Here is a 23,140-nt window from a genome sequence, read left to right as displayed (position 1 = left end):
TCTGTGGCAAAAAAATTATTGATTGTCTAAAATCGAAGCCATTTCTTGTTGCATTTTCAAGGCTTCTTCTCTAGCTTTTTCAGCAAAATCCTTTTGGTTCGAAGCATAAATAATCGACCTTGAAGAGGCAATTAACAAACCTATATTGGCATTCATTCCATATTTGCAAACGTCTGAAAGGCTTCCGCCTTGAGCTCCAACTCCCGGAATCAATAAAAAGCCATCAGGAACAATTTTTCTAATATCTGTCAGGTATTCTGCTTTAGTAGCGCCAACAACATACATTAGGTTTTCGCTATTTTTCCACTTTTTTGAAGTTTCCAATACTTGTTTGTATACTTCTTTTCCTTCTATTTTTAGAGTTTGAAAATCAAAAGCACCTTCGTTTGAAGTTAAAGCCAATAAAATGGTGTGTTTGTTTTCGAAAGCTAGAAATGGTTCAACGGAATCTTTTCCCATATAAGGAGCAACGGTAACCGAATCAAAATCCATATCTTCAAAGAAAGCTTTGGCATACATCGAAGAAGTGTTTCCGATATCGCCACGTTTTGCATCGGCAATCGTGAACATTTCGGGATAGTTTTCGTTGATGTAATTGATGGTTTTTTGAAGTGCCTGCCATCCTTTTATGCCGTAAGCCTCATAGAAAGCAACATTTGGTTTATAAGAGACACATAAATCGTGTGTGGCATCGATAATGGCCTTGTTGAATTCAAAAATGGGATCTTCGGTTTCCAGAAGGTGTTGTGGAATCTTGTTTAAATCGACATCAAGACCGACACTTAGAAAAGATTTTTTTAGTTGGATTTGTTCTATTAGTTGTTGAGTTGTCATTTGTTGTTGTGTTTGTGGCAAAGTTCGTAAAAAAATAAACCATTAAGAAATTAAGAGTCGTTAAGCATAAATAAAAAATGCCAAACTAGTTAGTCTGGCATCTTTCTCTTTAATCTAAATACTTTTATTTTCGTCTTAATACTCAAATCTTAATATATTTAAAAAACTTCGCTGGCTTCTTTCAGTTTCTCCATATTATTAACGAGTTGCAACTCGTCAATTAGTTTCTGGATTTTTCCATTCATTACACCATCCATGTCGAAAATATCCATTCCGATTCGGTGGTCGGTTACACGACCTTGTGAATAGTTGTAGGTACGGATTTTTGCAGAACGGTCTCCAGAACTTACCTGTGATGTACGTTTTGAAGCATCTTCGGCTTGTTTTTTGGCCAATTCTTGTTCGTATAAACGAGAACGTAAAACGCCCAAAGCTTTGTCTTTATTTTTATGTTGTGATTTCTGATCCTGACATTGTGCTACCAAACCAGTTGGAATGTGGGTCAAACGAACGGCAGATTTTGTAGTATTCACCGATTGTCCTCCAGGTCCTGAAGAACAGAAAAAGTCAACACGAACGTCATTCATATCAATCTGAACGTCAAATTCTTCGGCTTCTGGAAGTACCATTACAGTTGCAGCTGAGGTGTGAACACGACCTTGTGTTTCGGTTTGTGGTACACGTTGAACACGGTGAACTCCTGCTTCAAACTTCAACGTTCCGTAAACGTCTTCTCCTGTAACTTCAAAGATAATCTCTTTGAAACCACCAGAAGTTCCTTCGTTCATATCTACAACAGAAGTTCTCCAACCTTTTGCTTCGCAATATTTAGTGTACATTCTGAACAAATCGCCTGCAAAGATACTGGCTTCGTCGCCACCAGTTCCGGCACGTACTTCGACCATCACGTTTTTGGCGTCTTCGGCATCTTTTGGAATCAGCATGAACTTGATTTCTTCTTCCAATTCTGGCAAACGCTCTTTGGCTTCTTCCAATTGCATTTTGGCCATTTCGGTCATTTCTGGGTCGCTACCGTCGGCAATAATTTCGTTTGCTTCGTCGATATTTCCCATTATGGTAACGTATTCATCGCGCTTTTCAGCCAATGCTTTGAGGTCTTTGTATTCCTTATTTAGCTGAACATAACGCTTTTGGTCGGCAATAACGTCAGGCTGGATAATCAAGTCTGAAATTTCGTCGAAACGCTGTTTTACTATTTGCAATCTATCTAACATCTTTTTCTTTCCTTTATTTTGGAGTGCAAATTTACGAAAAAAAGTTGTAAGTTAAAAGAGGTTGGTTTAAGGTTGTAGGTTCTGGGTTTTAGGTCGATGTGGATTGTGTTTTAGGAGGGTTTATTTTGGAGACCTAACAGTCCCGAAGCTTCGGGATAAAACCTGTTAGGTCTTGGTTTGACGTAAACTGAGTCCCGAAAGTTTAAAAAGTTCCTAAAGTTGTTAGTCTAGCCCCGATGGTGCCATTGTTTGAGCTCTTGCAACTGCCGTAAGAGCTGTTGCAAAGCGAGTGGCTCCAGCGGGAACATGGATTCATAAAATGCCAAAAGCGATGCTCCTAAAAATGCATACATAAATTTTGTTGATTACTTTTTAGGGGAAAACAGAATATAAATTTTACCTTTGGCGTCTCAATATTATTTACAGATTATGGTTTATAAATTCAGAGTTATTCTTGATGCCGAGGAGGATGTTTTTCGGGATATTGCAATACTTGAAGACGATACGTTGGAGGATTTGCATAATGCAATTTTTAATGCTTTTGGTTTTGATGGGATGGAAGTGGCGTCGTTTTATACGTGTGACGAAACGTGGAACCAGGAGGATGAGATTTCGCTTTTTGACACGGGAGATGTTCCTGGAGAGCAAAGAGTGATGAGCGATTATCCGCTTTCGGATATTTTGGATGCTGAGAATACGAAGATTATCTATGTGTATGATTTTATCAATATGTGGACGTTTTTGGTGGAATTGGCAGCGATTGAAGAACCTGAAAGTGGAGTCAGTTATCCGGATTTGTTGTTTTCGCACGGGGAAATGCCGGATGAAGCAATGGAGAAAAGCTTTGAAGCCGACATGACCGATGATATCTATGGCGACTATGAGGATGATTTTGATGAGGATGACTTGGATAATCTTGATGGTGGCGATAACTTCGAGGATTATGGGTTTGAAGAAAACTGGAATTAGGGTAAGAAAATAGAATAAAGAGGCAAGAAAAAAGACTTGCATAAACAATATATAATGAACCAAGAGGTTAAGGTTTTTAAATCTTTCTTCTTGGTTCTTTTATCTAATACAATCAAAAAATGATCAATCTATTCAACACTCATATTGAGTCGCTTTCCATCCACAGGGTAGGGAACAAGAGCCGAAACGAGGCTATTTTTTTATCGGAACAACCGTTTTCTTTGGGAGATGAGATTGTGCCGTTAATCAAGGAATACTTTTTTAAGCCGTTTAGGGAAAAAGAAGAAAATTATTTCCAGTTTGCCCATGAGGTGGATTTGGATTATAATGACATGTTTAAATTGGCTTCGGATATTTTTGCTGATCCTTCGAGTGTTCATGAGGTTTCAAAGAAAATCACGAAGCATTTGTTTGAACAATCGAATCATCCTCATATTAAGAATGGTGAAGTGTATGTGGCCTATCTGACGAATGTGAGTATTGATAACAATGTTGTGGATGCAATTGGAGTTTTTAAGAGCGAGTTGCAGGCCGATTTCTTGCAGTTTGAAGAAAAGGACACACACTTGGAAATGGTCTTGCAACAAGGTATTAACTTGAACAAGTTGGATAAGGGTTGCTTGATTTTTAATTACAAAAAGGAGGAAGGCTATAAAATCTTGACGGTTGATAGTAATCGTTATGATGCGAGATATTGGTTGGAGCATTTCCTTTCGGTTGATGCATTTCAGGATGAAAACTTCATGACCAAGAAATACTTGAAGTTTGTGCAGGATTTTGCAAAAGATGTTGTCCTTCCTGCTGAAGACAAGAAAGAGGAAGTAATGTTTATGAACCGTTCGGTGAATTATTTTGCCAAGAATGACGAGTTTGAGGAAACGAATTTCTTGAATGAGGTTTTGGATAATCCAGATTTGATTCCGGAATTTAAAAATTATAAAGTAGATAAGGGAGAGAAATACAGTATTGAAGATATTACGAATTTCCCGATTGCAAATGCAGCCGTTTCGGATGCGAGAAAGAAAATGAAAAACGTGATTAATTTGGATACTAATATTCAAATCAAACTTGACTTTATCAATCCTGAAAGTGCTGAGAAATATGTAGAAAAAGGATGGGACGAGGAAAAGCAGATGTATTATTATCTGGTTTATTTTAATAAGGAGCAGAAGTCATAATCGTTATAAAATTAAAAAATCCCCAATTGTTTTGCAGTTGGGGTTTTTTTCTGGTTTAATTTTCAAAAAAAAAATCCCTTTCACAAGGAAAGGGATTTCTAAGATATAATTTTGTTAAGCTATTACAATTCTTCGAAAGATTGGTCTTCGTTTGGAAGTGCTTTTCTAACATTGATTGCTTTGTTATCTGCTCCAACAACGAAAGCCACAAATTCTATGTTGTTCACATTTTCAATATTTGAAGGTACAGGAACATTGAAAGTTTTGGTTACAACATTGTCAAAAACTGTTTCGGTAGTTGTAAAGCTGTCCCCCAATAAATTAGTTAAAGCTGCTCTTAAAACATGATTGTGTTCGAAATTAGTTATGATATCAGCTCCGCCATAATAATCTGTATAGTTTACTTGGTCAAGAATTAAACCATTTTCAGAGATATATACGACTAATTTAGTTGCAGTATTAAAGTTTTTACCAAATTTAGTTTTCACTTCAAGATTGATATTTCCATTGCTAACAGTAGATTTAATAGCTAAACCTAATTTTGGGTTCGATCCTTCAGTTAAAGCAATAACTTGGCTTACTTTTGTAGGCTCTGGAGATCCCCATGTGGTCATTCTGTTCAATTTAGCTGTTGGATATCCAGATAAATTGATTAATTGGCCTAAGGCACCAACATTAAAATTGTATGGGTCATAACCATTTCCAGGTGTTGTATTACCATTGTGTAGGGCTACTACTACAGCTTTGTCAGTTTCGTCCTGAACTAATTCTATAGCATAAGAAACTCTTGGGCACCATCCACACCAAGCACCAGTATAATCTTCGATAAGAACTCTTTTTGTAAAGTTGATAGAAGGTGTAAAGGTTACAGATACAGTCTCTGAAGTAAAATCTAAATAAGTCGCTGAAACATCAAACGATCCTGCTGTAGCAGAAGTAAAAACACCGTTTTTGCAATAATAATATATTTTTTTTATAATGTGTATAATTATTTTTTTTTTGTTTATTTGCACCTCAAACTATTATACTATGAAACAACTAACCATTCTATTATTATTTGTTATTTCGGTAGCAAATGCTCAAAAAGAGCTTCCTAACCTGACCTTGAAAGGATTAGACAACAAGGCAATAAATATCAAGACAGATTATGCAGAAACTGATAAACTATATGTTTTCTCGTTTTGGGCAACCTGGTGCGGACCTTGTTTAAATGAACTTGAAGCAATAAGTGAAGAATATGACAATTGGACAAAAGAGCTAAATGTTGAATTAATTGCGGTTTCTACAGATGACGCAAGAACTCAAAAACGTGTAAAACCATTAGTAAATGGTAAAAACTGGCCTTTTAGCGTTATTTTAGATTCTAATCAGGATTTTAAAAGATCACTTGCTATTGTAGATATTCCTTATACAATTGTTGTTAAGAACGGCATAATTGTTCACATTCAAAGTGGTTATATGCAAGGAAGTGAAAAAGAATTATTCACTATCCTAAAAACATTGTAATGATGAAAAAAATTATTTTTGGGTTTTGCTTACTTTCAACAATATTTGTATTTTCTCAAGAGGAGCCAAAAGCAGAAGTGGAGGAAAAAAAAGATTACGGTAAAGTTTTTGGAGGTTTTGAATCCAATGCTCAGTGGTACCTCAACGATAAAAAAATGGGAACAGTTCATCCTGAAGATCCAGTTCGTTCAAATAGTTACTTATTTGTAAATTATAATTACAAAAACTGGACTGCTGGAGTTCAAGTTGAGGCCTATGAATCGAATGCTTTGTTGAATTATAATCCTAAATATAACGAGACAAACATTGGAACCTATTTTCTAAACTATAAAAATGAAATGTTGGATATCACAGCAGGTTATTTTTATGAACAATTCGGAAGCGGATTGTTGCTAAGGAGTTGGGAAGACAGAGCTTTGGGTATTAACAATGCAATCCGTGGAGGAAAAATAAATTTCCGTCCAACTGATTATTTGAATTTTACGGCGCTTTAGGGACAGCAACGTTCTGGTTTTGATGTTTCGGATTCAAAAATTTACGGTTTCAATTCAGAAATTAATGTGGATAGCTGGTTTAGCTTTGAAACCTCAAGTTTATCATTTGGTTTTAGTTATGTAGGTCGTGATGAAAAAATAAATCCAGCTGATTTTAATTTCGAAGATCCAAAATTTGATGAATTAACCAACAGTTTTGCTGGTAGATTCAATTTTAGCCATGACGCATTCTACATTTCGTCTGAATACAATTTCAAATCTGAAGATGCCGTTTTAATATTGCAAAACAATACCATCTCGAATGAATTTGTAAAACCTGGTAGTGCTTTGCTTTTAAATATGGGCTATTCTAAAATGGGTCTTGGTATTGATGCAACTTTTCGAAGAATGGAAAATATGGGCTTTTTTACCGAACGTGTTCCAGAATATTATGGAATTGAACAGACTAGTTTAAGCTTCAATGACAAGATCATGAATTATGTTCCTGCTTTAACAAAACAGCACCACAGTAATCTAGCCAATATTTATGTTTATCAGGCACAAAACCGAGTAGATTTTCCAACACCTTCGATTACAAAAGCAGGAGAAATTGGAGGCCAGATCGATGTTTTTTATAATTTCAAAAAAGGGACTATTCTTGGTGGAAAATACGGAACCAAAGTAGGTGTCAATCTTGCAAGTTGGTATAATTTGAAAGGTAAGTTTACTTATTTTGATCCTGAGCCAGACTATGAAACAGATTTTCTAGGCTCAAGCGATAAATATTTTTCAGACTACAATATTGAGGTTTTCAAAAAAATATCTGATAAATGGCATACAGGTTTCGTTTACATTAATCAGTATTATAATAAACGATTTATTGAGGGGGGAAGTTTAGTGAAAACTAATATTTTTTCTGCAGAAGCTACATATTCTTTCACTAATACAAGGTCTTTACGATTTTTAGGTGAACACATGTGGGCTGATGCCGATAAAAAAAATTGGGCTGGTGCAACTTTAGAGTTCAATATTAATTCCAGATTTTCATGTTATGTTTGGAATATCTATAATTATGGAAATGATAATCCAGAATTGCGTCACAATTATTACAATGTTGGTGGCTCTTACAGGAAAGGTGCTTCGAGAATTGGAATAAATTATGGAAGACAACGTGGTGGGCTAGTTTGTGTGGGAGGAGTTTGTAGAATGGTTCCTGAAAGCACAGGACTTTCTTTGTCAGTAAATACATCGTTCTAAAAATAAAATTTAAATTCAAAAACCGATAAGCTTTTGAGCTTATCGGTTTTTTTATAAAAAAGAATACTTTTCATAATTTCTTTTCGTTCTCCTATTCGTTGACGCCACATAGCAAAGTATGATCCTTTTCGGGGAAGCCAATTCAGCATGTGTTCTTTTATCAACAATCTGACCTTTTTCTAAAACAAATATAGTGTCGACTTGGATAATGGTCGATATACGATTTGCAATGAATGTTGTTACCTTCAATAAAAAGATTTATTTGCTAAAGCGATGTAACGTATAAACCATAGCACTCAAAAGAAAGAAAGCCATGACCTGATGTACCAGCCCCAACCATAATGGAACTTGCAGTAAAAGTGTAAATGCACCCAAAAGAAATTGGATAAATACAAAGGCAACTAACACATTTGTACCCATTTTTTGTTGAGCAGTTAAAGTGAATTTCCTGCTTTTAAAATATAAAAATAAAATCAAGCCAACCACAACATACGCCATTGTTCGATGCACAAATTGGACACCACTTTTCCCTTCAGTAAGATTCGATAAAAGTGATGGTTGCTCAATTAAAACCGTTTCATGCATGAATTTTCCTTCACTCATCATGGGCCAATGGTTGTGAATCAATCCGGCATTTAAACCAGCAACAAATCCACCATAAATAATCTGAATAATTAGAAAAACCAAAGCGATTCGGGCTAATTTTCTTAATTTTAGGTTCACTTCATTCTTAATCGGGTAAATCAAATCCAAAGCGACCCAAAGTGTATAAGCAAATGTGATAAAGGCAAAAGTCAAGTGTAATGAAAGTCGAAAATGGCTCACATCTGGACGATCAATCAACCCGCTTTTTACCATAAACCAACCCAAAAATCCTTGGAAAGCACCCATTATCAAAAGGATTATGCATTTCTTGATGGTTTCTGGCGATAGTTTTTTCTTAATCAAAAAATAAACAAAAGGAATGATAAAAACCATCCCAATAATCCGACCAATAAAACGGTGGAACCATTCCCAGAAATAGATGAATTTATAATCTTCAACCGTAAAATCGTTGTGAATATTAATCTTCTGATACTCTGGAAATTTCTTGTATTCTTCAAAAGCAGCATTCCATTTTTCATCCGTCAATGGTGGAAATGTGTCGGTAACCAAATGCCAATCCGTCATCGACAAACCCGAATTCGTTAGCCTCGTAATCCCGCCAACGACAACCATAATAAACAAAAGCAAGCAACCTGATAACAACCAGATAATAACCGATTTATTTTCTTTTTTCATTTTGAGCGAATCTTTATTTTGTATTTGTGATCCATTTTCCTGCTGTTCGTTCCCAATCTTTTCTTTTTCTAAAGAAAAAAAAGAAAAGGATTTCCACTTCCATCAGGGCTAGGGGAAAATTCATTTTTGTTTCAGAATCTTTTCCTAAAACGATCCTTATTTTGAGACAGGAGCTAATCCTAATTTCTTTGCTCTTTTCATCAAAAAATCATAAGCTGCTTCATATTCGTTTGGAATTTCACCTTCTAAAATCGCTTCTTTAACAGCTTCTTTCAAAACCCCAATTTCCCGACCTGGCTGCAAACCAAAAAGTTTCATTATTTCTTCTCCCGAAATAGGAGGTTGAAATTGACGAACATGATCACGTTCTTCTACTTCAATGATTTTCTTTCGAACAATATCAAAATTGCTATGGTACTTCTTGAATTTTGAAGGGTTTTTAGTCGTAATGTCAGCCTCACAAAGCGTCATCAAATTATCAACATCTTCGCCAGCATCAAAAACCAACCGTCGAACTGCCGAATCTGTTACAGTATCTTGAGCCAACACGATAGGTCGCGAACTCATGATAACCATTTTTTGAACAAACTTCATCTTTTGGTTTAGTGGCATGTGTAAACGTTCGAAGATTTTCTTGACCATCTTTCCACCTAAAAATTCATGACCGTGAAACGTCCAGCCTTGTTTTTTGTTAAAACGCTTTGTAGGAGCTTTTCCAATATCGTGTAGCAATGCAGCCCAACGAAGCCAAACATCATCCGTATTCGGACAAATATTATCCACAACTTCTAACGTATGATAAAAATTATTTTTATGCGTATGACCTTCAATTTCTTCCACCTGATTCAAAGCAGTTAATTCAGGCAAGATAATATCTAAAAGTCCCGTTTTATAAAGCAATAAAAATCCAACCGAAGGTTTATCAGTTGAAAGAATCTTATTCAATTCCTCCACGATTCTTTCGCCAGAAATAATTTTGATTCTTTCGGCATTTTTCGTGATAGATGCTAATGATTTTTCTTCGATATCAAAGTTCAATTGAGTGGCAAATCGAATGCCTCTCATCATTCTCAAAGGATCGTCAGAGAAAGTAATATCTGGATCCAAAGGGGTTTTGATGATTTTATTTTTTAAATCTTCGAAGCCATTAAATGGGTCAACGAGTGTTCCAAAGTTTTCCTTGTTCAACGAAAAAGCCAATGCATTGATGGTAAAGTCACGACGATTTTGATCGTCTTCCAAGGTTCCATTTTCAACAACCGGATTCCTGCTGTCGAAATGATAGGATTCTTTTCGGGCTCCAACAAATTCAATATCAATATCTTTGTAGCGAAGCATTGCTGTTCCGTAGGTTTTAAAAACCTGTACTTTTGGTTTTTTCGGAAGCAATTCCGAAACTTTTAAAGCAAGTTCAATTCCGCTTCCAACAGCTACAATATCGATGTCTTTCTTGGAATCTCTTTCTAGAATAAAATCTCTAACAAAACCACCAATGACGTAGCTTTCCACGCCAATTTCTTGTGCAGCTTTGGAGATAATTTCGAATATTGGATTATGTAGAGCCTGTTTGTAGTTCATTACTAAGGTTTAAAGTTTAAAGTTTAAAAGTTCTAGCGAACTGAAAACTAAAAACTGCATACTATTTCCGGATAATCTTCACCTGAGAATCATTCGTCAATTTTATAATTGTCGATGGTTTTCCAGCGATTTTATCGTGGTGCAAATTTACAACATAGTCAACGCCTTTTATAATTTCAGGACTAATTTCTTTGAAACTTTTTGGTGTCGGTTCGCCCGAAATATTAGCCGAAGTCGAAACTAAAGGCTTTTTCATTCGCTCTAAAAGTTTGAAGCAAAAAGGCTCTTTTACAATTCTGATTCCGAGCGTATTGTCCGAGGCAATGATATTAGGTGCTACATTTCTGGGCTTATCCAAAATCAGGGTGGTAGGTTTCTCTGATAAATCCATGATCTGCCAAGCAGTTTCGGGAATATCTTTAAAAACGTTATACATCATTTTTTCGCCGTTCATCAAAACAATCATGCTTTGTGTTTCGGCTCGCTTTTTTAGGGCATATATTTTTGCAACCGCTTCTGGATTTGTGGCATCACAGCCAATACCCCAAACAGTATCAGTAGGATAGAGGATGATTCCGCCATTTTTTATCACTTCGAATGCGTTGAAAACTTCTTGATTTATATCGTCCATTGATGAGGGATAGTTTTATATTTGCAAAAATACACTTTTATGCGTTTAATTCAAATTACTGCCGCTGACGGATGGCGTGGCCACGAACAAAAGATTATTTATCTGTATGAATCGTTTCGTGACTTTAATATGGTTGAAGACCAATGGATTGTTTGCCGTAATGATTCAATCATCAAAAAAGTGGCCTTGGAAAAGGGAATGAAGGTACTTTCGTATGATTTTAAATCAGAATATGACTTGAAATTTGCAAAGGAACTCAGTCGGTTGTCGAATGAATTAAAGGCAGATATTGTTTTCATGCACAGTAGCAAGGCTCATACTTTGGGGGTTTTGTCGCATTTATTTTTTGGCTTAAAAGCCAAATTAGTGTTGTGCAGAACCATGATTCAACGTGTTGATAGCAATTTCTTGCGAAAATGGAAATACAACTACAAAGGAATTCAAAAGATAATCTGTGTTTCACAACCTGTTGTCGATGTCTTGAAATATGCCGTAAAAGATCATAGCAAGTTAACGATTGTTGGAAGTGTGATTGACATTCATAAATTCACCAAGAAAGAAAAAAATGGATTTTTGCATAAAGAATTCAATATTCCGCCCGATTATAAAATCATAGGGAACATCGCGGCTTTTGCTCCAATGAAGGATATTCCAACATGGATCAAAGCGGCAAAAGTTTTGGTAGATCGTGGCTTGAAAGCCAAATTCATTATCATCGGCGAAGGCCCACTAAAAGCCGAAATAGAGCAAATGATTGATGAAAATCAATTGCAAGACCATGTGATTCTGGCTGGTTTTAGAACCGACATTCCACAATGTTTGCCTGAGTTTGATTTGTTTATGTTTACTTCCAATAACGAACCAACTGGAGGTGTTTTGCTGGAAAGTTATGCCTGTAATGTTCCCGTTGTCGCTGCAAATGCTGGCGGAATCCCAACTGTTGTACTAGACAATGAAACCGGACTCTTAGCCGAGGTTGGAAATCCTGTTGATTTTGCCGATAAGGTAGAATTGCTCATTCATAATCCAGAATTGCAAGATAGATTCACCAAGAACGGTTATGAGTTCCTGCTTCAAACGGGAACCAAAGAAGTGATTTCCAGAAAAATGTTTGACGAATTGCAAGAAGTACTGACACCACATGGAAAATAAAAAAGTCCTATTCATCACCTTCGACATGAGTGGTTATTATACCAGCGTGTTGGAGGAATTGAAAACCCGATATACCGAGGTTGATTTTTATAATATGGCAACTATAAGCTATAAATATAAAAATGTTTTCGAAAAATTGTATTGCTTTTTCTTTAAAGTTTGCAAGGGTAAAAAACTTAAAAACCTTTACAAATACCAATGTCTATTGGAAGAAGTGAAAAGCAAATCCTACGATATCACTTTAGTCGCTCGGCCTGATTTATTATTTGATTCCCAATTAAAGCAACTTAAGGATTCTACCCATTTTTTTGTCGCCTATTACCATGATTCGATCAATAATATCAAGCGAAAAAGTGAGGTAATTCATTTTTTTGACAAGGTATATTCCTATGAAAAAAAGGATGTTGCAGATTATGACTTATTGTTTTTACCAAATTTTATTTACTTCGAAAAACCTAAAGTTGTTGATGTAACTGAATATGATGCTTTTTCAGTAATGTCAAAGGATTACAGGCTAAAAACCTTGCGAAATGTGGCAGAATTTCTAAAACAAAAAAACGTCAGCTATAAGTTTTTTGTAATGGATAAGGAAGATTCCAATGATGGTCTCATTACATTTTTTACCAAAAGGATGAACAATGAAGCAGTTGTAAATGAAATCAAAAAGTCAAACATTATTGTAGATATTCACAAATATGGTGTTCAGGATGGGCTCACTTTTAGGGTTTTTGAAGCAATTGGTTATCAAAAGAAACTGATTACGACAAACAGCGATATTAAAAATTATGATTTTTATAATCCGAACAACATTCATGTGATTGAAAATCGAGAGAAGATTGATATTCCAGATTCATTTTTCACTTCTGAATATCAACCTGTTCCAAAGGGAATTTATGAAAAATATACCGTTCAAAATTGGCTGAATACGATTTTAAAACCGTAAATTATTTCACTTTATAAACCCCGATCGCTTTTTTGAATTTTTTGCTAAACAAAACCATATTTACATAGAGGTAATTTCTCAAGCTCCTAAACCACCAGTTTTTAAAAGGAATGATGTTCTGGGTGATTTTGGTATTGATGGCTTCAGAGAGTATAAATTCTTTGTTGATGGAATTCCAATTGATGTTGCCATAACCATCAAATTCATTGACTTTGTTCTTTTGATGAATGACCGACATCCAGATTCTTTTGCCTGAAATTTGAAGGACTCTAGGCTCTTTTTTCCATTGAGTATGGCTGTAGTGCCAAACGGTTTTCGGATCTTGGTTCTTTTCAATCAAACTGATAAACGGATTGAAAATATGTTCTTTCTTTCCCAAAATTACTTCTGGCTCTACCTGCAAGGTGTAACCTTCAATAAAATCAATTGCTAAAAACTCTTGTTTGTTGAATTGCTTTTGAACCTCCTCAATAAAATATTTACTGATGCTGTCGTCATTATCAATTCGGGAAGTAATCAAATAGGGTTTTGAACTCGCATGACTTTTTATATAACTCAGAATGCTGTTGTTAAACTCGGGCATTCCATTGATATAGAAGATTTGAATGTTTTCGTGATCTTTAACCAACGTTTCAATTTGTATTTTAAATTTTTCGCCAGTCGAACTATCAAAATAAAGCAACCACTTAAAATTGTTGTTCGATTGATTAATTACCGATGGGAAACAATAATTCTTGAACAACTCAATACGTTCGTTCATCCAGGAATCATCCAATAGATTTTCCTTGTTCTTGGTGAGGTCCCAATCAGGATTTTTTAAGTTGAATCGTGTAATCAGTAAATGCTCAAACATCTTGTAGGGGAGATTTAGGTAGACTATTTTTTATTGTAAAGCTTGTTCAGCTCTTGATAGCGAACCTTTACACTCAAAGCATTCAAATAGCAAATGATAATTCCTTTTTTACCATCTAAAATCCCTAAGCGAATTAAATATTGGTATAGGAAATTATAAATCGGGTGACCATATTCATAGACCAAGGTTGGCTTGAAACCACTCAAAAACTTTTCTCTAGCCTTTAATCTGCCATAGGTAACCATTTTATTCTTGTAGGATTGATAATCGCTGTAGGAATAATGAATAAGCTTGTGTTTCAGGAAACCAATCTTGCCTTCAACATCCAGTTTTTCGTGTACCAGTCGTTTATACGTATAGCGTGATTTGTCCTTTTTAAACAATCTAAAAATACGATCGGTTTGCCATCCGCTAAAATGAAGCACCTTTCTTTTGAAGAAAAATTTTCTGTAAAAAAGAAACGCACTCACATCGGTATCGCTATTGATCGTTTGAATGATTTCCTTCTTTAAATCGGGTGTCAATCGTTCATCAGCATCAATAAAAAGGACCCAATTGTGTTTGGCCTGATCGATTGCAAAATTTCGTTGGGAAGTATAGTTTTCGAATTTGTGTTCCAAAAATTTTACGTTTGGAAACGAAAGACAAATTTCTTTGGTTTTGTCTGTACTGTAGGAATCCACCACAATCACTTCGTCGGCAAAATCTAAATCGCTCAGCAGCTCATACATGTGAGCTTCTTCATTCAACGTTATGATTAATACAGAGATATTCTTGTTTGGGCTTAGTTCCATCAAAAAGTATAATATTCAACAAATATAAATTATTTACTATTTTTGCAATGAAATAATTGAAAAAAAATATGAAAATTTCTGTAATAGTAAGTACATACAATGCCGAAGCCTGGTTAGAGAAGGTCCTGATTGGATATAGCAATCAAACCTATAAGGACTTCGAGCTTATTATTGCAGATGATGGTTCCAGGCCTTCAACTAAAGCATTAATAGATAGTTATGCTCAAAATTATCCTGTTCCTGTACGTCATTTGTGGCATGAAGATTTGGGTTACAGACGCCAAGAAATTCTAAATGTTGCCATTATCGAGGCGGTCCATGAATATATTCTAATGACCGATGGGGACTGTATTCCAAGAAAGGATTTTGTTGAAGTTCATGCAAAATATGCTCAAAAAGGTCGATTCCTTTCGGGAGGATACTGCAAATTGAGCATGAAAACAAGCGAGGCCATCACAAAAGAAGATATTTTAGAAGAAAGATGCTTTGATGTAAAGTGGTTGAAAAGTCAAGACAAACTCGGTTTTTCCCAAACATTAAAATTATCTACTGATGGTGTTTTGGCTACTATTTTGGACACAGTAACCCCAACAACACCTTCTTTCAACAATTGTAATTCATCGGGGTTTCGTGATGATATGATTGCGATAAATGGTTATGATGAACGAATGAAATATGGTGGTCCGGATCGAGAATTTGGCGAACGCCTTGAAAATTATGGTGTCAAGGGACTTCAAATCCGTCACAAGGCCATCTGTTTGCACCTCGATCATGCAAGAGGTTATAAAACTCCAGAATCTTTAGCGGCAAATTTGGCGATTAGAAAAGATGTGAGAGACAATAAGATCGTGTGGACACCTTATGGTATCATAAAGGGAGAAAAGCCAGCTTAGTTGTTCAAATAGCTTTCAAGACTTGGCAAGATTAAATCGGGGGTGAATGCCTCATATAATTTCAAGGCATCCTTTTTCATTTCCTTCGGAGATTTCGCTCCATATAGTGCTGGCTTGAAATCTTTCAGGTGAACCGAAACATTCGTTGTTCCGTCTTCAAATGAATTCCAGGCTTCTTTCTTGATCCAAGTCGAAAAAATCGTAAACGTAGGAATGTCAAGTGCTTTCGCCATGTTCACGGCACCACCTTCATTGCCAATCAAGGCATTACAGTGATAAGTAATCGATAGAAATTCCCTGATACTTCCCGGAACCACTTCAATCTTGATGTGCTGCTGTGTTTCGGGTTTACACAAATTAAAGATCTCATTTGCTTCCTTTTTCTGCGAAGGCATATAATTGAAAAGCAAAGTAGCTCCTGTTTTTTCAACAATAAAATCCAATACTTTCGCCATATAAGGAAAAGGATAAGTCTTGCTGTTTCCGCTTCCTAGAACGCCAATCATGACTATTTTTTTCGAGAAATCGAGATCGTTTTGCTCCAGAATTTGCTTTCCGTTCTGGATTTCTTTTTCCGTCAGGAAGATATGGGGCTTGATGTCAAGTGAGACATTATTGTTCAGCGAGCTCAACAAGTTCAACCTGTTCTCCAAGGCTGTTCCTGCATTGGTTAACGGTTGCGGAATCTCCCTAACCGTTTTGGTATAGATAAAATTAGTATACGATTTATGAAACCCAATTTTAGTCGAAGCACCCGAAATCCCCACTACCAAATTGCTTTCGAGCTTGCCATAAGCATCAATCACAATATCATATTTGGCTTTTCGGATGCCCACTAAAAACTTCAAAAAAGCTTTTTTGCTTTTTCTATATTCATCTTTAAAAAGGATGATGTTGTCAATATTAGGATTATGTTCCACTACAGGTTTTGTAAACGGATAGATCAGATAATCCACTTGAGCACCAGGATAAATCAGCTTCAAATTATTGCATACGATGCTAGTGGCCAAGACATCGCCAATCATTTTCTGCTGAATTACTAATACTTTCATTTTAGATTTTAGATTTTAGATTTTAGATTTTAGATTGGAAACTTCTAAATTCTACCCTCTATATTTTACTGACCACTGAATACTGATCACTAAATACTGATCACCGAATTAAACCGCTACATCATACTCGCGTAGCGCATCATTCAAGCTCGTCTTCAAGTCAGTCGAAGGCTTGCGTTTCCCGATGATCAAGGCACATGGCACTTGGAAATCTCCAGCAGCAAATTTCTTGGTATAACTTCCCGGGATCACTACTGAGCGAGCTGGAACAACTCCTTTATATTCAATAGGTTCGTCACCCGTAACATCAATAATTTTGGTAGAAGCGGTCAAGCAAACATTTGCACCAAGAACAGCTTCCGTTTCCACACGAACGCCTTCCACCACAATACATCTCGATCCTATAAAAGCACCATCCTCGATGATCACAGGAGCTGCCTGTAAAGGTTCTAGCACACCACCAATTCCTACACCACCACTCAAATGCACGTTCTTACCAATTTGAGCACAGCTACCAACCGTTGCCCAAGTATCCACCATCGTTCCCTCATCTACAAACGCACCAATATTCACATAGCTTGGCATCAAGATCACCCCTTTCGAGATATAAGCCCCATATCGTGCCACAGCTGGCGGAACCACACGAATTCCTTTCTCGGCATAGTCACGTTTCAAAAGCATCTTGTCGTGGTATTCAAAAATACCAGCTTCCCAAGTTTCCATTTTCTGAATCGGAAAATACATGACAACCGCTTTCTTTACCCATTCGTTTACTTGCCATCCATCAGTTGTAGGCTCGGCAACACGCAAAGTTCCAGCATCCAAAAGGTCAATTACCTCTCTAATAGCGTTAGTTGTAGTTTCTTCCTGTAGCAAAGCTCTGTTCTCCCAAGCCTGCTCAATTATGGTTTGTAATGTCTTCATTTTGATTTGATTTTCCGGCAAAGATAATGGTTTTGCCAATAGTTAAAACGCCAAATCCATCAATAAATTAAGGTTTTTTGTGAATTCAAGTCGTCGAAAAAATGTAACTTAGGGTGTTCTTTTTAGAAACAAGTGACAGGCAAAAGGCAAAAGGCAAGAGGCAAAAGTTAAAAGGCAAAAGTCAAAAGGCAAACTATGAAAGATAATTTTTCCAATCAAGCTCCACAGTATTCAAAATTCCGACCCCATTATCCGCAGGAATTGATTGATCATGTACTTTCGTTTGTAAAGAATAAAGACACAGCACTCGATGTGTCAACAGGAAACGGACAAGTAGCCCTTGCTCTTTCCAAGCATTTTCATATGGTTTATGCCACTGATATCAGCGAGAATCAGCTGTTGCATGCTCCAAAAATTATCAATGTCATTTATAAGAATCAATCGGCTGAGGCGACTGACTTCCACGACCATCAATTCGATTTGATTACTGTGGCTCAGGCTGTCCATTGGTTTGATTTCAATACCTTTTATGCAGAAGTCTATCGGATTCTGAAACCAAACGGCATTATTGCCATTCTAGGCTATGGACTGTTTTCAACAAATTCACATTCGGATAAGATCCTGCTCGATTTCTATCACACTATTGTAGGACCTTTTTGGGATTCTGAACGGAAATACTTGGACGAAAATTATAAAACAATTCCCTTTCCCTTTGAAGAAATAGAAGCAGAGCCTTTTCTAAACCAATTTAAATGGAATTTCGATCAGCTCGTTGGCTATCTCGAAACTTGGTCGGCAGTGGAGCATTACAAGGCCCATCACAACCTAAACCCGATAGACCTTATCCGAGAAGAATTGGAACAATCCTGGAAAAACGGTGATAAAAAGGTAACGTTCCCCATGTTGCTACGGGTGGGGAAATTAAAATAATGTTGAAACTCGGTATGACTTTATTTTAATGGTATTTTTGCAGCCTATAAAAAAAAATTATGTGTAAGAAAATACAAATTGTAGCATTGGCTTTGTTTGCCTTGCAATTTGCAAACGGACAAATCAAGAAAACGGAAGATTTTAATATTGTAAAACCAGACTATACAACACAAAGCAACTTTTCGCATTTGCAAATTATCGACTCCAGAAAAGATACTGCAAATTATGGCATCGTACAAAAAGGGGCGTTCAATAAAAGGGCTTTAGTGCAGCCGAAAATTCCAATTGCGGTACAACTCGACAGTATTTTCCATTTATTGAAAGCCAATGCTGATGCTACACCACAGGATACGTTGGTACTCCAATTGCGGGACATGAAGTTTGCTGAAATTACCGAATCGTTCAAGGAAACAGGTTATTTCTATCTGAGAGCAAATGCCTATCACAAGAAAGGACAAACCTACAGTGAAGTGAACAGTACGGACCTGATAGAAACGGTCAATGCGATGGATGTAACCCAGAAGAATTATAAAAACGCCAGCAGGATCATCAATGATTTTATGGGAAAAGCAATGTCTTCCAAGGCTAGTCCGGATCGTACCTTTACAGTTGAGCAGATTGTCAATATGGATAAGATAGAAAAGCAAGCGATCCCCTTATATGCTGCCGAAAAATTAACGGACGGTATCTATGTAGGCTATTTTGGATTCAAGGATCAGATACCAAATTACACCGATTTCAAGGTTGAAAGAAATAAAAAAGGAGACGTAAGGGGCGTGAAGTTTTTAGATCATAATGGGAAATATAGTTCCATTGGTAGCGATAGGATGTATGCTTTTGTAGAAAACGGAGTGCCCTACATCGCTACCGAATACGGGTTTTATAAATTGATCAAAAGGGAAGACGATTACTTTTATACAGGAAGAGTACGAGTAGCAGGCGATGGTGCTGCTATTGTTGCAGCAAGCATAATGTTTGGTATAATTGGAGGAATAGTTACTTCCCATAATTTGGAGACCGTCGAGATCATGATCGATCACATTACCGGAGCAACCGTTACACAAACAAGTATGAAATAGTAATCCGTAAACCAAAGATCAAAAAGAGGGCCTCATTTGTTTAAATGAGGCCCTCTTTTTATAGTTTGTCCTTGAGCTGCCTTACCAAGTCATCCATGATAGCATTGCATTTTTGAGCCTCATCGGCTGAGGAAACGATACTATTTTTTATCGTGGTGAGTTCGTCTCTAAATTCGTCATATACGGTTTCCATATAACCGCTTTCTACTAGCTGTTTTCTCAAGCTTGGAGCCGGAAGCTTGTTTTGCCTGTAATATTGGTGTAGTTTTTCGGCTTCTTCTTTAAATTCGTCCATGATACAGTTGGTTTATTGGGGTTGGGTCTTTTTTTTCTTTTTCTTTTTAGGTTTCTTCTCTTTCTTGATCAAAATCGCGTGGGTGCCATCAGGATTTACCTGAACTGCTGTGTTGGTCTCGCTAGGTTGTATCACGGTGTGGCTTCCGTCTGGGTTCACTCGAACAGTTGTTGTTTCATTTCCGGTGAGAACGCTGTGGCTGCCATCAGGATTTACCTGAACATTGCCTGTCGTCACGGTGTGAGTACCATCAGGATTGACCTGAACCGAGGTGTCACTGCCCGTTTGGTGGATCACGGTGTGGGTGCCATCGGGGTTGACCCGGATGGTCTGGGCATCTATTGCCTGCACCATAAAAAAGAACAAAATGAGGGCAAGGGAAGATTTCATTTTCTGTATTTTTACAAAAGTATAGCAATTACCTTTCCAAAATTAGCACAAATCAACCAAGATATCAGTAGCCACCCCATAATTTAGGGTGTTCACCCCATGCCGATATAAGGACCTTGTATAGCCGAAAACCTACCTTAGACCTACCTTAGAGGGGGAGTATCTGTGTTTAAAGATTTAAAGATTAAAAAATTAAAAGATTAAAAGATTAAAAGATTTAAGTATTCTCTCATACCGGTTTTAGTTTACAGTTTTAGATTAATACTGTTTTTTTATGGTCAAAATCATACGGATTTTGGTTTGCCCTTATCAAAATCATAAAAGGTGGTGATGTATTCCTCTTACTTATTTTATTTTTTCATCCCTATAGCTTGGTGTTGGAGGGTGGGCTGATGCTTTTTTGGATTTCCGAAATGGCTTGCGTTATGCGTTCTGTGTGCAGATGGGGGCAAATGGGGACAAGTGGGGCCATCTGGGACAGTGGGGTGGTGGTGGAAGGGCTGCCGCTGTTACCTTTGTGTGCTAACATTTACGATTATGGCACGATTGAAAGGAATTTTGAAGCTCAGGGGAACCCTTGGCGGGCTGACCTTCTACCAGCGGAAAGATATGAAGGGGGCTACCCTGGTGAAGCAGCAAAATACGCTTACGAAGGAGCGGATCCATGCGGATCCGGCGTTTGAGCGTACGCGGGAGAACTATCAGGAATTTGGAAGGGTGAATACGCTGGGGGCGGCAATCCGGCATGGTGCCGCTGCCCTTTTGCGTTGTGCTCCCGACCCCAGTGTCACTACGCGGCTGGTTTCGTTACTGTCCAAGGTAAAGGGCTACGATTTGGAGCATGAGCGGGGCCAACGGACCGCAGAGGCGGGGTTGCGTACTGCTGAGGGCAGGAACCTGCTGAGTGGCTTTGAGTTCAATGGGAAAGCTGCACTTGGTTCCGTATTGCGCTGTCCGTTGACCTTGAAGGATGGGCATACGTTCTTGCTGTCGAGGTTTTTACCCTGTCTGATGCTGGATTGTCCTGCAGGCGCCACGCATGTGGGTTTTCGGACCGGTGTGCTTGTTGTGGATGCGGAAGGTACGGCTTCCCAGTTGCATTGCAGTCCCATGGTCACCGTGGCAATCGATTTTGAACCAGCCACCCTTAGCCTCCGGCCAACGGAAACGCCTACAGGTGGGGGTATCTTCCTGTGGCTGTTGCTGCTCGAATTCTTCCAAGAAACCAATGGAGAGCAGTATCCGTTGTATGAGCGCTGTTACAATGTGCTTCATTTGCTGGATGTGAGATGTGTCCAAATCAATCACTAAAGTTGGTAAAAAGCAGTGCCTTCCCCTTCCCCTTTTCGACGCCCCTCTCCCGCATCAGCTGGCTTGCGTCCAGCATCTTGACCAGATGGATATACGGTGTCATCAGATCGGTGTCAAACGCTATGGTATGGGGTGACAAGGACAAACGTGTCATTTCACACAGGAAAAACTCAAAGTCCTCCAAGGATTTCTCGGCAAATGCGCCTTGGAATACCCTAAACGGATTGGCATACTCTTCGGCTGTCAATGAAGCCTGATGGAGGCCCGATTTGGCATCCGGTGCCTGTTTCACTTGCCATCTCTTTCCCTTATGTTGCAGTTCCGAGCATGCTTTCAGAAAGGAGCGGAGGGCGGCATAGCAAAGAAACACCTCTCCGGGACACCCTTTCTTGTACACTTCCTTCTTATGGCAGTACATCACCGCTTCTGCCAACCCTTCCTTATAGTATTCCAGATCCGCATAATCAAAGAGGGCATCGATTACCTCAAACGGGTTTCCTATCTCGTAGGCTGCCCAAAAATGCGTTTCAAAATTGATCTTCTTCCTTTTCATATTGCTAACTGCTTATTTCCTTGGTTTCCTTTTCAGCTTCGCTTAGGCGGTCCATATCGTTCTGGATTAGCAGGTCCGCCTCCCTTTTAAAGGCACCGCATCTTTCTTCCAGCAGGTCATACTGTAAATAGCTGATATAGCTGGCCCGGCTGAAACGCAAGCCATTGGGCTGCTGCTTCAGCAAATGGAACAATGCCTTCTCCTCCTTGGTCTGTCGGGGAAAGAAATCAGCCGTTATGGTGGTGAAGTATTCGCAAAGCCCAAACAGGTAGCCCAATGCAAAGTGATTGGGGTATAGCCCATGAAAACTCGGATCAGCGACAGGCAGGTCTGCTCCACGATCTGATGGAGGCTGGCCATCTTTACCGTATACGAGCCGGAAGCGTTATCATCGTTGTAGACCCAATCCCAAATCGTGTCACTCGCATAGCTCCTGTTGGCCACATAGCTTGCCGTGGACTTTACATTCCTTTTCGGGATTCCCGCATTGTTAAGGTAGGGCGGCTTGTCCTTGTCCTCAAACCACAGTTCAGCGTCCCGCATGACCTGCCAGAAGAACAACTGCTGGTCATGGCACAGTTTCTTAAGCCCCCTTATCGGGTGCATAAGCAGTGTAGTGGTCATGCGACCGGCTGTCCTTGTCCTGATCTTGTCACTGATGTCATTGTTGGCATTTTCGATCGTTTCCCTGACAAAGACCAAGAGGTATAGATGGACGTGCTCTTTCTGCACTCCCTTATCGGGACCCAGTATCCTGCTGGAACTGTAGGCTGTAGAGTGCGTGCCAAAACAGTAAATGGCCGCCGTTTTGATGTGGCCGGTAATCACTTCGCTTACCAGCTGTTGCTGTGAAAATTCAATTGCCTGCATAATTTTAGCTTTTTAGTTATTAGTTGTATGAAAATTTGTATTTTTGTTCTGTACTGCAAGTACGCACATGCGGTCCATGTACCGAATCATTTTCCATTGTATGGTACATTTTCCGTTCTGTTTTTTACATTTGCTTTATTACACAATCAAATACTACCT

Annotated in this window: 24 protein-coding genes and 1 pseudogene; 10 read left to right on the top strand and 15 right to left on the bottom strand. The window is 38.1% G+C overall.

The genetic code is table 11. The annotated features are described in order from the left end of the window. Nucleotides 1–15: 15 nt before the first annotated feature. Nucleotides 16–834 (bottom strand): orotidine-5'-phosphate decarboxylase, encoded by an 819-nt coding sequence (gene pyrF, locus G508_RS0110670; RefSeq protein ID WP_026705304.1) that lies wholly within the window; start codon nt 832–834, stop codon nt 16–18. Between the two features lie 158 nt (nt 835–992). Then, complete coding sequence (prfA, locus tag G508_RS0110665; protein WP_026705303.1) at nt 993–2,069, bottom strand: peptide chain release factor 1; 1,077 nt, start codon at nt 2,067–2,069, stop codon at nt 993–995. A gap of 429 nt (nt 2,070–2,498) precedes the next feature. Here prfA and G508_RS0110660 point away from each other — a divergent pair, with 429 nt between their 5' ends. Together G508_RS0110660 and G508_RS0110655 are read left to right on the top strand one after the other, a co-directional pair. After that, nucleotides 2,499–3,038, top strand: coding sequence for an IS1096 element passenger TnpR family protein (locus G508_RS0110660; RefSeq protein ID WP_026705302.1), 540 nt, complete (start codon nt 2,499–2,501; stop codon nt 3,036–3,038). Nucleotides 3,039–3,157: 119 nt separating this feature from the next. Beyond that, complete coding sequence (locus G508_RS0110655) at nt 3,158–4,216, top strand: nucleoid-associated protein (protein ID WP_026705301.1); 1,059 nt, start codon at nt 3,158–3,160, stop codon at nt 4,214–4,216. Between the two features lie 122 nt (nt 4,217–4,338). Here the strand turns inward: G508_RS0110655 and G508_RS0110650 are convergent, their stop codons facing one another. After that, a complete protein-coding gene (locus tag G508_RS0110650) occupies nt 4,339–5,229 on the bottom strand; it encodes an Omp28-related outer membrane protein (RefSeq protein WP_026705300.1) in 891 nt (296 codons plus the stop codon). Between the two features lie 16 nt (nt 5,230–5,245). Here G508_RS0110650 and G508_RS0110645 point away from each other — a divergent pair, with 16 nt between their 5' ends. Further along, complete coding sequence (locus tag G508_RS0110645) at nt 5,246–5,722, top strand: TlpA family protein disulfide reductase (RefSeq protein WP_026705299.1); 477 nt, start codon at nt 5,246–5,248, stop codon at nt 5,720–5,722. Continuing rightward, a pseudogene (locus G508_RS18875) lies at nt 5,722–7,452 on the top strand (DUF6029 family protein). Before G508_RS0110645 ends, G508_RS18875 begins: the two are co-directional and overlap by 1 nt. Before the next feature lie 258 nt (nt 7,453–7,710). On the opposite strand, the gene G508_RS0110630 reads toward G508_RS18875, so the two are convergent. The 3 genes from G508_RS0110630 to G508_RS0110615 all read right to left on the bottom strand — a co-directional run bounded on the left by G508_RS0110630 (nt 7,711) and on the right by G508_RS0110615 (nt 10,942). Next, the gene (locus tag G508_RS0110630; protein WP_026705298.1) at nt 7,711–8,733 is read right to left on the bottom strand and encodes a COX15/CtaA family protein; all 1,023 of its coding nucleotides are present in this window, start codon (nt 8,731–8,733) and stop codon (nt 7,711–7,713) included. Nucleotides 8,734–8,889: 156 nt separating this feature from the next. After that, on the bottom strand, nt 8,890–10,311 hold the full coding sequence (locus G508_RS0110620) for a CCA tRNA nucleotidyltransferase (protein ID WP_026705297.1): 1,422 nt from the start codon (nt 10,309–10,311) through the stop codon (nt 8,890–8,892). A 61-nt stretch (nt 10,312–10,372) separates the two neighbouring features. Continuing rightward, complete coding sequence (locus tag G508_RS0110615) at nt 10,373–10,942, bottom strand: L-threonylcarbamoyladenylate synthase (protein WP_026705296.1); 570 nt, start codon at nt 10,940–10,942, stop codon at nt 10,373–10,375. Nucleotides 10,943–10,981: 39 nt separating this feature from the next. Between G508_RS0110615 and G508_RS0110610 the strand changes: the two genes are divergently transcribed. Next, nucleotides 10,982–12,094 (top strand): glycosyltransferase family 4 protein, encoded by a 1,113-nt coding sequence (locus G508_RS0110610; protein WP_026705295.1) that lies wholly within the window; start codon nt 10,982–10,984, stop codon nt 12,092–12,094. Continuing rightward, nucleotides 12,084–13,037 carry a hypothetical protein gene (locus G508_RS0110605; protein WP_026705294.1) on the top strand — a complete coding sequence of 318 codons (954 nt, stop codon included), beginning with the start codon at nt 12,084–12,086 and terminating at the stop codon, nt 13,035–13,037. Before G508_RS0110610 ends, G508_RS0110605 begins: the two co-directional genes overlap by 11 nt. A 1-nt stretch (nt 13,038) precedes the next feature. Here the strand turns inward: G508_RS0110605 and G508_RS0110600 are convergent, their stop codons facing one another. Further along, nucleotides 13,039–13,890 (bottom strand): glycosyltransferase, encoded by an 852-nt coding sequence (locus G508_RS0110600; RefSeq protein WP_026705293.1) that lies wholly within the window; start codon nt 13,888–13,890, stop codon nt 13,039–13,041. A 23-nt stretch (nt 13,891–13,913) separates the two neighbouring features. After that, nucleotides 13,914–14,684 carry a glycosyltransferase family 2 protein gene (locus G508_RS0110595; protein WP_026705292.1) on the bottom strand — a complete coding sequence of 257 codons (771 nt, stop codon included), beginning with the start codon at nt 14,682–14,684 and terminating at the stop codon, nt 13,914–13,916. Nucleotides 14,685–14,752: 68 nt separating this feature from the next. Here G508_RS0110595 and G508_RS0110590 point away from each other — a divergent pair, with 68 nt between their 5' ends. Next, the gene (locus tag G508_RS0110590; RefSeq protein WP_035694531.1) at nt 14,753–15,577 is read left to right on the top strand and encodes a glycosyltransferase family 2 protein; all 825 of its coding nucleotides are present in this window, start codon (nt 14,753–14,755) and stop codon (nt 15,575–15,577) included. Here the strand turns inward: G508_RS0110590 and G508_RS0110585 are convergent. Next, nucleotides 15,574–16,629 carry a glycosyltransferase family 9 protein gene (locus G508_RS0110585; RefSeq protein ID WP_026705290.1) on the bottom strand — a complete coding sequence of 352 codons (1,056 nt, stop codon included), beginning with the start codon at nt 16,627–16,629 and terminating at the stop codon, nt 15,574–15,576. The two genes, G508_RS0110590 and G508_RS0110585, sit on opposite strands and share 4 nt — an antisense overlap. Before the next feature lie 108 nt (nt 16,630–16,737). Beyond that, on the bottom strand, nt 16,738–17,553 hold the full coding sequence (locus tag G508_RS0110580) for a 2,3,4,5-tetrahydropyridine-2,6-dicarboxylate N-succinyltransferase (RefSeq protein ID WP_026705289.1): 816 nt from the start codon (nt 17,551–17,553) through the stop codon (nt 16,738–16,740). A 195-nt stretch (nt 17,554–17,748) separates the two neighbouring features. Between G508_RS0110580 and G508_RS0110575 the strand changes: the two genes are divergently transcribed. Together G508_RS0110575 and G508_RS0110570 are read left to right on the top strand one after the other, a co-directional pair. Then, complete coding sequence (locus G508_RS0110575) at nt 17,749–18,483, top strand: class I SAM-dependent methyltransferase (RefSeq protein ID WP_026705288.1); 735 nt, start codon at nt 17,749–17,751, stop codon at nt 18,481–18,483. A gap of 59 nt (nt 18,484–18,542) precedes the next feature. After that, entirely contained in the window at nt 18,543–19,562 is a 1,020-nt protein-coding gene (locus G508_RS0110570) for a hypothetical protein (protein ID WP_026705287.1), read from the top strand. A 58-nt stretch (nt 19,563–19,620) separates the two neighbouring features. Here G508_RS0110570 and G508_RS0110565 read toward each other — a convergent pair whose 3' ends face one another. Then, nucleotides 19,621–19,857: a hypothetical protein gene (locus tag G508_RS0110565; protein ID WP_026705286.1), complete on the bottom strand. Its 237-nt coding sequence runs from the start codon at nt 19,855–19,857 to the stop codon at nt 19,621–19,623. 12 nt (nt 19,858–19,869) lie between these two features. Then, nucleotides 19,870–20,247, bottom strand: a complete 378-nt coding sequence (locus tag G508_RS18870; protein WP_035694529.1) for a hypothetical protein — start codon at nt 20,245–20,247, stop codon at nt 19,870–19,872. A 537-nt stretch (nt 20,248–20,784) separates the two neighbouring features. Between G508_RS18870 and G508_RS0110545 the strand changes: the two genes are divergently transcribed. After that, complete coding sequence (locus G508_RS0110545) at nt 20,785–21,558, top strand: hypothetical protein (RefSeq protein WP_026705285.1); 774 nt, start codon at nt 20,785–20,787, stop codon at nt 21,556–21,558. Here G508_RS0110545 and G508_RS18865 read toward each other — a convergent pair. Genes G508_RS18865 through G508_RS20115 form a run of 3 tightly spaced genes read right to left on the bottom strand, consistent with a single transcriptional unit; the run spans nt 21,548 to nt 22,981 of the window. Then, on the bottom strand, nt 21,548–22,111 hold the full coding sequence (locus tag G508_RS18865; RefSeq protein WP_051197555.1) for a hypothetical protein: 564 nt from the start codon (nt 22,109–22,111) through the stop codon (nt 21,548–21,550). The two genes, G508_RS0110545 and G508_RS18865, sit on opposite strands and share 11 nt — an antisense overlap. A gap of 4 nt (nt 22,112–22,115) precedes the next feature. After that, complete coding sequence (locus tag G508_RS0110535) at nt 22,116–22,388, bottom strand: hypothetical protein (RefSeq protein ID WP_026705284.1); 273 nt, start codon at nt 22,386–22,388, stop codon at nt 22,116–22,118. Continuing rightward, nucleotides 22,346–22,981, bottom strand: a complete 636-nt coding sequence (locus G508_RS20115) for a hypothetical protein (RefSeq protein ID WP_157485961.1) — start codon at nt 22,979–22,981, stop codon at nt 22,346–22,348. Before G508_RS20115 ends, G508_RS0110535 begins: the two co-directional genes overlap by 43 nt. Nucleotides 22,982–23,140: the final 159 nt, after the last annotated feature.

Source organism: Flavobacterium soli DSM 19725, from assembly GCF_000422705.1.
Classification (GTDB): domain Bacteria; phylum Bacteroidota; class Bacteroidia; order Flavobacteriales; family Flavobacteriaceae; genus Flavobacterium; species Flavobacterium soli.
This window is presented reverse-complemented; position numbering and strand designations above follow the sequence as displayed.